This window comes from Ramlibacter sp. (genome assembly GCF_035655895.1).
GTDB lineage: Bacteria > Pseudomonadota > Gammaproteobacteria > Burkholderiales > Burkholderiaceae_C > Ramlibacter.
Genome location: NZ_DASRTN010000007.1, coordinates 109970 through 121843, shown reverse-complemented (window position 1 = coordinate 121843; position 11874 = coordinate 109970). Strand labels below are relative to the sequence as shown.

Below are 11874 nucleotides of genomic sequence, written 5' to 3'. Positions count from 1 at the left end.
TCAGGGCTTGACCAGGCCCTTGCGCACCGCATAGCGGGTGAGGCTCGCGATGTCGTTGAGTCGCAGCCGCTCCATGATGCGCGCGCGGTGCACGTCGACAGTCTTGGGCGACAGGCCCAGCTCGTAGGCGATCTCCTTGGACGCCTTGCCCTGGGCAATGAGCTTGAGGATCTCCACCTGGCGGTCGGTCAGCTCGTCGTTGGCCGTGGGCTCGGAAGGCTGCAGCAGCCGCTGGGCGATCACCGGGCTGAAATAGGTGCCGGTGGCCATCACGCTGCGGATCGACTGCTCGAGCTCGAACGGTGGCGCGTCCTTCATGAGGTAGCCGCAGGCGCCGTTGGCGACCGCGCGCTTGACGAAGTCCACGGTGTCGTACATCGACAGCACCAGCAGCCGCACCTGCGGATGCCGGGCGTGGATCTCGGCGATCGCGGCGATCCCATCCATGCCCGGCATGGAGATGTCCGTCATCACGACCTCGGGCTGCAGCGAGTCGACCAGGGCGACCAGTTCGGTGCCGTTGCGCGCTTCGGCCACGACCTCCACGCCGTCGACCATGCCCAGCAACGCCTTGATGCCGGAGCGCACCAGGTCGTGGTCGTCGGCAAGAACGACGCGGATCGGACGTGGCGGAGCGGCAGAGGTCTTCATGTCGTGAGATGGGGACGGTGCCAGGTCGGGTGCTGTGGTCCGGCCGAGTGTAGTGCTTGGGCAACCCGCGACCGTGTCAGGACGCTCCTGTGGAGCTGCCGGATAGGTGAATTCCTTAGGTGCCGGTTGCCATCGGCTCAAGTCGGCGGCCGCCCGGCATGGTGTCATCACCCCGACACCGCCATCCCTTCCACTGCCCGACCGCGCCCGAGATTTCCGTGGACAACGACTTCGCTCCCACTTCCATCGAGCCCTGGCAGGTGCCGGCCGGCTGCGGGGCGGATGGCGCGGCGCGCGAGGCCGGCGGCTTGCGGCGCCTGCTGGGGCGGATGCGGCTGGCTCGGCGCAACCCGCAGCTGGACGTGCTGACCCCCTTGCTCAGCCGGGAAGGCTTGATCGCCCAGGGCGAGCGGCTGCTGTCGCATGGCCGCTACCGGGCGGACGGAGCGGCCCTGGTGCTGTTCGACTTCGCCGACCTGCTGGAGGTGCGCGACATCTATGGCGAGCGGGTGAGCAAGGCGCTGCTGGCCAAGCTGGCCAGTGCGCTGCGTCGGCTGGCCGGTCGCCATGGACTGGCCGCGCGGACCGGCCCGGCCCAGTTCGCTGTCCTGCTGCCGGGGCTGCCGAGACAGGCCGCGGTGGACGCGACCCTGCGGGTGCTCGGCACGCCGTGCCGGATCGAATTCGATGCCGCCGGCTTCGATCTGGTGCTGGTGCCCGATGTCTCGGTGGACACCTGCGATGCGCAGTCCGGGAGCCTGGAGGCGCTCTACAACCGCCTCAGCGTCGCGCTGGCACGCTATCGCGACCACGAGGAGCGCCGTCGCTCGCATCTGCGCCGCTCACGCGAACGGCACTCGCGCCCCATGCCCCTGGAACCGGAGACGCAATCCGCGCCGGCGTCGCTGCCGGCGGCCTGAGGGCGTCGGCCGAGGCCGATAATCGGGCCCGCAAGGAACGCCCGAATGCTGCTGGATCCCGAAGAATGCCAACTCGTGCTGGTCGACTGCCAGCAACGCATGCTGCCTGCCCTGAGCGACGGCCCGGCCGTGCTCGCCAATGCCGTCCGGCTGGCCCAGGTGGCGCGGCTGCTGGAGGTGCCGGCCTGGGGCACCGAGCACAACGCGCAGGGCCTCGGGCCGACCGATCCGGCGCTCGCGCCGCTGCTGGGCCGCGTCGTTCCGAAGATGAGCTTCAGTGCCGTCGAGCCGCTGCTGCCCCGGTTGCGCCCGCCCGCGCGCGAGAGCCAGGGCAACGCGCGCAGCCTGCCCAAGCACCTGCGCAAGCCGGCGGAGCCGGCAACCGAACCGCGCTCCAGCATCGTGCTGGCCGGCTGCGAAACGCACGTGTGCGTGCTGCAGACCGCCCTGGAACTGCTGGACGAGGAATTCGAGGTCTGGGTCGTCACCGACGCCTGCGGTTCGCGCACCGAGCGCAACCGTGACGCCGCATTCGACCGGCTGGCCGGCGCCGGCTGCGAACTGGTGACCACCGAGATGGTGGCCTTCGAGTGGCTGCGCAGCGCCGACCACCCGCTGTTCCGGGAAGTCCTGGCCCTGGTCAAGTAGCGCTGCACCTGTCAGCGTCCGGCAAGGCCGGCGGCAACAATGGCCGGGCAAAGGAGACGCCATGGGCTATGCCGACTTCCACCGTCGCTCGGTCGAGCAGCCGGACGAGTTCTGGGCCGAGCAGGCCAGGTTCATCGACTGGCGCGAGCCGCCACGGCAGATCCTGGACGACAGCCGGCCGCCGTTCACGCGCTGGTTCGCAGGCGGCACCACCAACCTCTGCCACAACGCGGTCGACCGGCACCTGGCCGCGCGGGCCGACCAGCCGGCGCTGATCGCGGTCTCGACCGAGACGCAGACCGAGCGCACCTACACCTACGGCGAACTGCATCTCGAGGTGCAGCGAACCGCCGCCATGCTGCGCGAGCTGGGCGTGCGCAAGGGCGACCGGGTGCTGATCTACATGCCGATGATGGCCGAGGCGGTCTTTACAATGCTCGCCTGCGCGCGGCTGGGTGCCATCCACTCGGTGGTCTTCGGGGGCTTCGCCTCGGTGTCGCTGGCGTCCCGCATCGAGGACGCAGGCCCGACCGTGATCGTCAGTGCCGATGCGGGCTCCCGGGCAGGCAAGGTCATCCCCTACAAGCCGCTGCTGGACGAGGCGATCCGCCTGTCGGTGCACAAGCCGCAGGCCGTGCTGCTGGCCGACCGCGGACTCGCGCCGATGGAGCGGGTGGCCGGGCGCGACCATGACTGGGCGCCGCTGCGCGAGCGTCACCTGGACACGCAGGTCCCATGCGAATGGCTGGACGCCACGGACATCAGCTACACCATCTACACCAGCGGAACGACCGGCAGGCCCAAGGGCGTGCAACGCGACATGGGCGGCTATGCCGTGGCGCTGGCCGCCAGCATGCGGCACATCTTCGAGGGACAGGCCGGCCAGACCTTCTTCTGCACCAGCGACATCGGCTGGGTCGTGGGGCACAGCTACATCGTCTACGGGCCGCTGCTGGCGGGCATGGCCACGATCCTGTACGAGGGCCTTCCGGTGCGGCCCGACGCCGGCATCTGGTGGAGCCTGGTCGAGAAGTACAAGGTCGGCGTGATGTTCAGCGCGCCGACCGCGGTGCGGGTGCTCAAGAAGCATGACCCGGCGTTCCTGAAGCGGCATGACCTGTCGAGCCTGAAAGCCCTGTTCCTGGCGGGCGAGCCGCTGGACGAGCCCACGGCCCGCTGGATCTCCGAGGGGCTGGGTGTTCCGATCATCGACAACTACTGGCAGACCGAGAGTGGCTGGCCGATCCTGACGATCGCCAATGGCGTCGAGCGGCGCCCGGGCAAGTTCGGCAGCCCGGGCGTGCCGATGTACGGCTACCGGGTCCGCATCGTCCACGAGGGGACGGGCGAGGAGCTCACTGCGCCGGACCAGAAGGGCGTGGTGGTGATCGAGGGACCGACGCCGCCGGGGTTCATGCAGACCATCTGGCGCGACGACCAGCGTTTCGTGCGCACCTACTGGGACACCATTCCCGGGCGGCAGGTCTACAGCACCTTCGACTGGGGCATCCGCGACGCGGACGGCTACTACTACATCCTCGGGCGCACCGACGATGTGATCAATGTCGCCGGCCACCGGCTGGGCACGCGCGAAATCGAGGAGAGCATCTCCGGCCATCCCGGCGTGGCCGAGGTCGCCGTTGTCGGCGTGGCCGATCCCGTGAAAGGACAGGTGGCCGTTGCCTTCGTCGTGCCGCGCGACGCGTCGGCGGTGGCGCGGCAGGGCGCCGCGCTGGCGCTCGAAGGCGACATCATGGCGCTGGTGGACCGGCAGCTGGGCGCCGTGGCACGCCCGGCCCGGGTGCGGTTCGTCGGCCTGCTGCCCAAGACGCGCAGCGGCAAGCTGCTGCGCCGGGCGATCCAGGCGGTGTGCGAAGGCCGCGACCCGGGCGACCTGACGACGATCGAGGACCCCGCGGCGTTGCAGCAGATCCGCGACCAGCTCGCGTCCTGAGAGGTCGACGCGGCCCCGAGGCGGGGCCATCCGGGGAGTACGCCCGGCCCGTGCGGGGCCGTCAGGATTTCCCCTAAGCCCATCGGGTGTTCGGTGGCACAATGGCCTCCGCAACATCAGGCCCTTCCAGCCCACAGTCGCATCCGCCATCCGGTTCAGCCGTGTCGCGGGAGGTTTCCTCAACCAACTGAAGCTCCCTCCAGGGGGGCAGAAAGTCAGCGAGATGAGCGATCAGAGCTCCGTCTACACGGCCTATCTCGGCAATTCCTATCTGTTCGGCGGCAACGCGCCGTACGTGGAGGAGATGTACGAGAACTACCTGGCCAATCCCGGCAGCGTCCCCGACAACTGGCGCGAATACTTCGACGCCCTCCAGCACGTGCCCGCGGCCGACGGCAGCAATGCCAAGGACGTGCCCCACATGCCGGTGATCAACGCCTTCGCGCAGCGCGCCAAGCAGGGCGGCACCAAGGTGGTCGTGGCCGGCGGCGCCGATCCCGAACTGGCGCGCAAGCGCACCGCGGTCCAGCAGCTGATCGCCGCCTACCGCAACGTGGGCTGCCGCTGGGCCGACCTCGACCCGCTCAAGCGCGCCGAGCGCGAGAACATCCCCGAGCTGGACGCTTCCTTCTACGGCTTCTCCGCCGCCGACCAGGAAGCCGTGTTCAACACCAGCAACACGTTCTTCGGCAAGGACAGCATGTCGCTGCGCGAGCTGACCAACGCGCTGCGCGAAACCTACTGCGGCACCATCGGCGCCGAGTACATGTACATCACCGACCAGGGCCGCAAGCGCTGGTGGCAGCAGAAGCTCGAATCGATCCGCAGCAAGCCGCACTTCAGCGGGGACAAGAAGAAGCACATCCTCGACCGCCTGACGGCAGCCGAGGGCCTGGAGCGCTTCCTGCACACCAAGTACGTCGGCCAGAAGCGCTTCTCGCTGGAAGGCGGCGAGAGTTTCATCGCGTCGATGGACGAGCTGATCCAGCAGGCCGGCGCCAAGGGCGTGCAGGAGATCGTGATCGGCATGGCCCACCGCGGCCGGCTGAACGTGCTGGTCAACACCCTGGGCAAGATGCCGGCCGACCTGTTCGCCGAATTCGAGCACACCGCCAAGGAAGACCTGCCGGCCGGTGACGTGAAGTACCACCAAGGCTTCAGCTCCGACGTCAGCACCCCCGGCGGCCCCGTCCACCTGTCGCTGGCGTTCAACCCGTCGCACCTGGAGATCGTCAATCCGGTGGTCGAAGGCTCGGTGCGCGCCCGCATGGACCGTCGCGCCGACCCCAAGGGCAAGCAGGTGCTGCCGGTGCTGGTGCACGGCGACGCCGCCATCGCCGGCCAGGGCGTGGTGCAGGAGACGCTGGCGCTGGCCGAGACCCGTGGCTACTACACGGGCGGCACCGTCCACATCGTCATCAACAACCAGATCGGCTTCACGACCTCCGACCCGCGCGACACGCGCTCGACCTTGTATTGCACCGACGTGGTCAAGATGATCGAGGCACCGGTGCTGCACGTGAACGGCGACGATCCGGAGGCCGTGGTGCTCGCGACGCAGCTGGCGCTCGAGTACCGCATGGAGTTCAACAAGGATGTCGTGCTCGACATCGTGTGCTTCCGCAAACTGGGCCACAACGAGCAGGACACGCCCTCGCTCACCCAGCCGCTGATGTACAAGAAGATCGCGCAGCACCCCGGCACCCGCAAGCTGTACGCCGACAAGCTCGCGACGCAGGGCCTGGGCGATTCGCTGGGCGACGACATGGTCAAGGCCTATCGCGCCGCCATGGACGCCGGCCGGCACACCATCGACCCGGTGCTGACCAACTTCAAGAGCAAGTACGCCGTCGACTGGAGCCCGTACCTGGGCAAGAAGTGGACCGACGCAGGCGACACCGCCATCCCGATGGCCGAGTGGAAGCGGCTGGCCGAGCGCATCACCACGGTGCCGGACAACTTCACCGTGCATCCGCTGGTCAAGAAGGTACTGGAAGACCGCGCCGGCATGGGCCGCGGCGACGTGAACGTCGACTGGGGCATGGGCGAGCACATGGCGTTCGCGTCGCTGGTGGCCAGCGGCTACCCGGTGCGCCTGTCCGGCGAGGACGTGGGCCGCGGCACCTTCACCCACCGCCACGCCGTGCTGCACGACCAGAACCGCGAGCGCTGGGACGTCGGCAGCTACATCCCGCTGCAGAACGTCGCCGAGAACCAGGCGCCGTTCGTCTGCATCGACTCGATCCTGTCCGAAGAGGCGGTGCTCGGCTTCGAGTACGGCTATGCCTCCAACGACCCCAACACCCTGGTGATCTGGGAAGCCCAGTTCGGCGACTTCGCCAACGGCGCCCAGGTGGTGATCGACCAGTTCATCGCCTCGGGCGAGGTGAAGTGGGGCCGCGTCAACGGCATCACCCTGATGCTGCCGCACGGCTACGAGGGCCAGGGCCCCGAGCACAGCTCGGCCCGCCTGGAGCGCTTCATGCAGCTGTCCGCGGACACCAACATCCAGGTGGTGCAGCCGACCACGGCGAGCCAGATCTTCCACGTGCTGCGCCGGCAGATGGTGCGCTCGCTGCGCAAGCCGCTGGTGATCATGACGCCCAAGTCGCTGCTGCGGAACAAGGACGCCACCTCGCCGCTGTCCGAGTTCACCCGCGGTGGGTTCCAGACCGTCATCCCCGAGAGCAAGGACCTCAAGGCCGACAAGGTCAAGCGCGTCGTGGTGTGCTCCGGCAAGGTGTACTACGACCTGGCCAAGAAGCGTGAAGAGAAGGGCGCCGACGACACCGCCATCCTGCGCGTGGAGCAGCTGTACCCGTTCCCGCACAAGGCCTTCGCGACCGAGCTGCGCAAGTACCCCAACGCCACCGACATCGTGTGGTGCCAGGACGAGCCGCAGAACCAGGGCGCCTGGTTCTTCGTGCAGCACTACATCCACGAGAACATGGTCGAAGGCCAGAAACTGGGCTATTCGGGCCGCGCGGCCTCCGCGTCGCCCGCGGTCGGCTACTCGCACCTGCACCAGGAGCAGCAGAAGGCACTCGTCGAGGGCGCCTTCGCCAAGCTCAAGGGCTTCGTTCTCACCAAGTGATGCCGCGTCCGCGCCAGGCGCGGACCGCTCCGTGCGTCCGCCGCCGGCCCGCGGCCGGCCGGCGCACGACCCAGGACTGAATCAGAGGAATAACTCAAATGGCGATCGTTGATGTCAAAGTGCCGCAGCTGTCCGAGTCGGTGGCCGAGGCCACCCTGCTGCAGTGGAAGAAGAAGCCCGGCGAGGCCGTGGCGCAGGACGAGATCCTGATCGAGATCGAGACCGACAAGGTCGTGCTCGAGGTGCCCGCGCCGAGTGCCGGCGTCCTGTCCGAGGTCGTGGTTGCCGACGGCGGCACGGTGACGGCCGACCAGGTCATCGCCAGGATCGACAGTGAAGGCCGCGCCGGTGCGCCGGCTGCCGCGCCCGCCGCTGCTCCGGCGGCGACGCCGGCGCCCGCGGCCGCTGCCAGCGCCCCGGCCGGCGGCTCGCGCTCGGACGTGGCCATGCCCGCCGCGGCCAAGCTGATGGCGGACAACAACCTGGCCGCCGGCTCCGTCGCCGGCACCGGCCGCGACGGCCGCATCACCAAGGGCGACGTGCTGTCCGCCGTGTCCGGCGGCGGCGCCAAGGCCCCGGTGGCCGCGCCCGTCCCGGCCGCACGTCCGGCCGCCGCTGCGCTGGCGCAGGTCGCCGCGCCGGTGTCGTCGCCCGACCTGGGCGAGCGTCCGGAGCAGCGCGTTCCGATGAGCCGCCTGCGCGCCCGCGTCGCCGAGCGCCTGCTGCAGTCGCAATCGACCAACGCCATCCTGACCACGTTCAACGAGGTCAACATGGCCCCGGTGATCGAGATGCGCAAGCGCTTCCAGGAGAAGTTCGAGAAGGAGCACGGCGTCAAGATCGGCTTCATGTCCTTCTTCGTGAAGGCCGCGGTGCACGCGCTCAAGAAGTACCCGGTGCTCAATGCGAGCGTCGACGGCAACGACATCGTCTACCACGGCTACTTCGACATCGGCATCGCGGTCGGCTCGCCGCGCGGCCTGGTGGTGCCCATCCTGCGCAACGCCGACCAGATGTCATTCGCGGACATCGAGAAGAAGATTGCCGAGTACGGCACCAAGGCGCGCGACGGCAAGCTGGGCATCGAGGAGATGACCGGCGGCACCTTCTCCATCTCCAACGGCGGCGTGTTCGGCTCGATGCTGTCCACCCCCATCATCAACCCGCCGCAGTCGGCCATCCTGGGCGTGCACGCCACCAAGGATCGCGCCGTCGTCGAGAACGGGCAGATCGTGGTGCGGCCCATCAACTACCTGGCCATGAGCTACGACCACCGGATCATCGACGGTCGGGAAGCCGTGCTCGGCCTGGTGGCGATGAAGGAAGCGCTGGAAGACCCGGCCCGCCTGCTGTTCGACATCTAAGGAGCGGACATGGCCAAGCAATTCGACGTCGTCGTCATCGGCGGCGGCCCTGGCGGCTACATCGCCGCCATCCGGGCGGCGCAGCTCGGTTTCAACACCGCCTGCATCGACGAGTGGAAGAACAAGGACGGCAAGCCCGCACCGGGCGGCACCTGCACCAACGTGGGCTGCATCCCGTCCAAGGCGCTGCTGCAGTCGTCCGAGAACTTCGAGGAAGCCGGCAAGCATTTCGGCGACCACGGCATCCAGATCGGCAATCTGTCGCTGGACGTGGCGAAGATGCTGGGCCGCAAGGACGCCGTCGTGAAGCAGAACAACGACGGCATCCTGTTCCTGTTCAAGAAGAACAAGGTGACGTTCTTCCATGGCCGTGGCTCGTTTGCCCGGGCGGCCGAAGGCGGCTACGAGATCCAGGTGGCGGGCGCTGCACCCGAGACCGTGACCGCCAGGCACGTGATCGTGGCCACCGGCTCCAACGCGCGTGCGCTGCCCGGTGCTCCGTTCGACGAGGTCAACATCCTGTCCAACGACGGCGCGCTGCGCATCCCGCAGGTGCCCAGGAAGCTGGGCCTCATCGGCTCGGGCGTCATCGGCCTGGAGATGGGCTCGGTCTGGCGGCGCCTCGGCGCCGAGGTGACCATCCTGGAGGGACTGCCCACGTTCCTGGGCGCGGTCGACGAGCAGATCGCCAAGGAGGCGCACAAGGCGTTCACCAAGCAGGGGCTGAAGATCGAGCTGGGCGTCAAGGTCGGCGAGGTGCGCAACAACGGCGACAAGGGCGTGAGCGTGGCCTGGACCAACGCCAAGGGCGAGGCGCAGACCCTGGAAGTCGACAAGCTGATCGTCTCGATCGGCCGTGTGCCGAACACGATCGGCCTGAACACCGAGGGGGTCGGCCTGAAGCTGGACGAGCGCGGTGGCATCGTGGTGGACGGCGACTGCCGCACCAACCTGCCCAACGTGTGGGCCATCGGTGACGTGGTGCGCGGCCCGATGCTGGCGCACAAGGCCGAGGAAGAGGGCGTCGCGGTGGCCGAGCGCATCGCGGGGCAGCACGGCCACGTCAACTTCAACACCATCCCCTGGGTGATCTACACCAGCCCCGAGATCGCCTGGGTCGGGCAGACGGAGCAGCAGCTCAAGGCCGCCGGCGTGAAGTACAAGGCCGGCACCTTCCCGTTCATGGCCAACGGCCGTGCGCGCGCGCTGGGCGACACCACCGGCATGGTGAAGTTCCTGGCCGACGCCACGACGGACGAGATCCTGGGCGTCCACATGGTGGGCCCGATGGCCAGCGAGCTGATCTCCGAAGCGGTGGTGGCGATGGAGTTCCGCGCCAGCGCCGAGGACATCGCACGGATCTGCCACGCGCACCCGTCGCTGTCCGAGGCCACCAAGGAAGCAGCGCTCGCGGTCGACAAGCGCACGCTGAACTTCTGATGGCATTCGTTCCTGCCGGGCCGGACGACGGCGTCCGGCCGGCGCCCGCTGGACAGGCCGGAACGGTCTCGGTCCGGCGGGCCTACGACCAGGAACTGCAGGCACGGGGGTACGCGAGCGACCCCGCCCAGCTGCGCGCCGTCGAGGCGCTGGACCGCTGCGCCCGTGAATGGGCGCGCTACAAGGAGAAGCGCTCCAACGCGTTCAAGAAGCTGATCAACCGGCCCGACATCCCGCGCGGCGTCTACATGCACGGCGGGGTGGGGCGCGGCAAGAGCTTCCTGATGGACTGCTTCTTCAACGCGGTGCCGCTGGTGCGCAAGACGCGCCTGCACTTCCACGAATTCATGCGTGAGGTGCACCGGGAGCTGGCAGACCTGCAGGGCACGGTCAACCCGCTGGACGCGCTGGGCGAGCGCATCTCGCGCCGCTTCAAGCTGATCTGCTTCGACGAGTTCCACGTCGCCGACATCACGGACGCCATGATCCTGCACCGGCTGCTGCAGGCGCTGTTCGACAACGGCGTGGGGTTCGTCACCACGTCCAACTTCCATCCGGACGCGCTGTATCCCAACGGGCTGCACCGCGACCGCATCCTGCCCGCGATCGCGCTGCTCAAGGCGCAGATGGAGATCGTGAACGTCGACAACGGCGTCGACTACCGGCAGCGCACCCTCGAGCACATCCGGCTCTACCACACGCCGTTGGGCCCGGAGGCAGACGCCGCGATGGACCGTGCCTTCAGCGAGCTGGCCGAATCCCACGACGAAGATCCGGTGCTGCGCATCGAGCAGCGCGAGATCCGCGCGCACCGCAAGGCCGGCGGTGTCGTGTGGTTCGACTTTCGAACGCTGTGCGGCGGCCCGCGCTCGCAGAACGACTACCTCGAGATCGCCACCCAGTTTCACACGGTGCTGCTCTCCGGCGTGCCGCACATGCCGGTCAACATGGCTTCCGAGGCCCGCCGCTTCACCTGGCTGGTGGACGTGCTCTACGATCGGCGGGTGAAACTGATCCTGTCGGCGGCGGTCCCGCCCGAGGCGTTGTACACGGACGGTCCGCTGGCCCACGAGTTCCCGCGCACGGTGTCGCGCCTGAACGAAATGCAGTCGGCGGAATTCCTGGCGCAGGAGCGCCGCACGGTCGACACACGGCTCACATGATCCAGCTTGCCCAATGGTTCCTCGCCGCGGCGGCCCTGGCCGCGGGCACCGCCCTGGCGCAGAGCAGCGAACAGGTCGCGGCCGAGCGCCAGCGCATCGAGGCAGAGCGTCGCACGATCGAGCAGGCCTTCGCGGCCGAGCAGAAGGCGTGCTACGGCAAGTTCGCCGTCACCGGTTGCATCGACAAGGCCCGGGCCAAGCGGCGGGAGCTGCTGTCGGACCTACGCCGCCAGGAGATCTCGTTGAACGACCTCGAGCGTCGGCAACGCGCAGGCGAGCGTCTGCAGCAGCTGGACGAGAAGGCGGCCGAGCAGCGCCGACGCGCCGAGGAGGCGCAATCGCGCGGCGTGGCTGAACAGGCCGAGCGCGACCAGCGGGCCCAGGACAAGGCCGCCAGTGCGGAAGAGGCCGCCCGCCGGGCACAGAAGAAGGCGGCTGATCCCGTGCAGCCGCGCGACGCCCGCGAGGCGCGCGACATGCCCGACGTGGAGGAGAACCGCCGCCGCCACGAGGAACGCGTGCAGGACGCGCAGGAGCACAAGGCCAAGGTGCAGCAGCGTGCGGCAGGCCGCAAGGAAGTCAAGCCGCTGCCCGTGCCGCCCTGACCGCGCGACCGGCTGCCAGACCTGGCGCCGGGGCC

Annotated in this window: 9 protein-coding genes; 8 read left to right on the top strand and 1 reads right to left on the bottom strand. The window is 68.8% G+C overall.

Annotation, left to right across the window (positions count from 1 at the left end; all coding sequences use genetic code 11):
- Entirely contained in the window at window positions 1-651 is a 651-nt protein-coding gene (locus tag VFE82_RS09375; RefSeq protein WP_325000034.1) for a response regulator transcription factor, read from the bottom strand.
- Between the two features lie 218 nt (window positions 652-869).
- Between VFE82_RS09375 and VFE82_RS09370 the strand changes: the two genes are divergently transcribed.
- The 8 genes from VFE82_RS09370 to VFE82_RS09335 all read left to right on the top strand — a co-directional run bounded on the left by VFE82_RS09370 (window position 870) and on the right by VFE82_RS09335 (window position 11839).
- Entirely contained in the window at window positions 870-1571 is a 702-nt protein-coding gene (locus VFE82_RS09370; RefSeq protein ID WP_325000033.1) for a GGDEF domain-containing protein, read from the top strand.
- A 45-nt stretch (window positions 1572-1616) separates the two neighbouring features.
- The gene (locus VFE82_RS09365; RefSeq protein ID WP_325000032.1) at window positions 1617-2219 is read left to right on the top strand and encodes an isochorismatase family protein; all 603 of its coding nucleotides are present in this window, start codon (window positions 1617-1619) and stop codon (window positions 2217-2219) included.
- 61 nt (window positions 2220-2280) lie between these two features.
- Window positions 2281-4173, top strand: a complete 1893-nt coding sequence (locus tag VFE82_RS09360; RefSeq protein ID WP_325000031.1) for a propionate--CoA ligase — start codon at window positions 2281-2283, stop codon at window positions 4171-4173.
- A gap of 223 nt (window positions 4174-4396) precedes the next feature.
- Window positions 4397-7267 (top strand): 2-oxoglutarate dehydrogenase E1 component, encoded by a 2871-nt coding sequence (locus VFE82_RS09355; RefSeq protein WP_325000030.1) that lies wholly within the window; start codon window positions 4397-4399, stop codon window positions 7265-7267.
- 98 nt (window positions 7268-7365) lie between these two features.
- Window positions 7366-8631, top strand: a complete 1266-nt coding sequence (gene odhB, locus VFE82_RS09350; RefSeq protein WP_325000029.1) for a 2-oxoglutarate dehydrogenase complex dihydrolipoyllysine-residue succinyltransferase — start codon at window positions 7366-7368, stop codon at window positions 8629-8631.
- A gap of 9 nt (window positions 8632-8640) precedes the next feature.
- Window positions 8641-10071, top strand: a complete 1431-nt coding sequence (gene lpdA, locus VFE82_RS09345; protein ID WP_325000028.1) for a dihydrolipoyl dehydrogenase — start codon at window positions 8641-8643, stop codon at window positions 10069-10071.
- A complete protein-coding gene (gene zapE / locus VFE82_RS09340) occupies window positions 10071-11234 on the top strand; it encodes a cell division protein ZapE (protein WP_325000027.1) in 1164 nt (387 codons plus the stop codon). Before lpdA ends, zapE begins: the two co-directional genes overlap by 1 nt.
- Window positions 11231-11839 carry a hypothetical protein gene (locus VFE82_RS09335; protein ID WP_325000026.1) on the top strand — a complete coding sequence of 203 codons (609 nt, stop codon included), beginning with the start codon at window positions 11231-11233 and terminating at the stop codon, window positions 11837-11839. Before zapE ends, VFE82_RS09335 begins: the two co-directional genes overlap by 4 nt.
- Window positions 11840-11874 lie beyond the last annotated feature (35 nt).

Coding starts and splice junctions, on each gene's coding strand:
- VFE82_RS09375 (WP_325000034.1), bottom strand. CDS start 651: ATGAAGACCTCTGCCGCTCCGCCACGTCCGATCCGCGTCGTTCTTGCC.
- VFE82_RS09365 (WP_325000032.1), top strand. CDS start 1,617: ATGCTGCTGGATCCCGAAGAATGCCAACTCGTGCTGGTCGACTGCCAG.
- VFE82_RS09360 (WP_325000031.1), top strand. CDS start 2,281: ATGGGCTATGCCGACTTCCACCGTCGCTCGGTCGAGCAGCCGGACGAG.
- VFE82_RS09355 (WP_325000030.1), top strand. CDS start 4,397: ATGAGCGATCAGAGCTCCGTCTACACGGCCTATCTCGGCAATTCCTAT.
- odhB (WP_325000029.1), top strand. CDS start 7,366: ATGGCGATCGTTGATGTCAAAGTGCCGCAGCTGTCCGAGTCGGTGGCC.
- lpdA (WP_325000028.1), top strand. CDS start 8,641: ATGGCCAAGCAATTCGACGTCGTCGTCATCGGCGGCGGCCCTGGCGGC.
- zapE (WP_325000027.1), top strand. CDS start 10,071: ATGGCATTCGTTCCTGCCGGGCCGGACGACGGCGTCCGGCCGGCGCCC.
- VFE82_RS09335 (WP_325000026.1), top strand. CDS start 11,231: ATGATCCAGCTTGCCCAATGGTTCCTCGCCGCGGCGGCCCTGGCCGCG.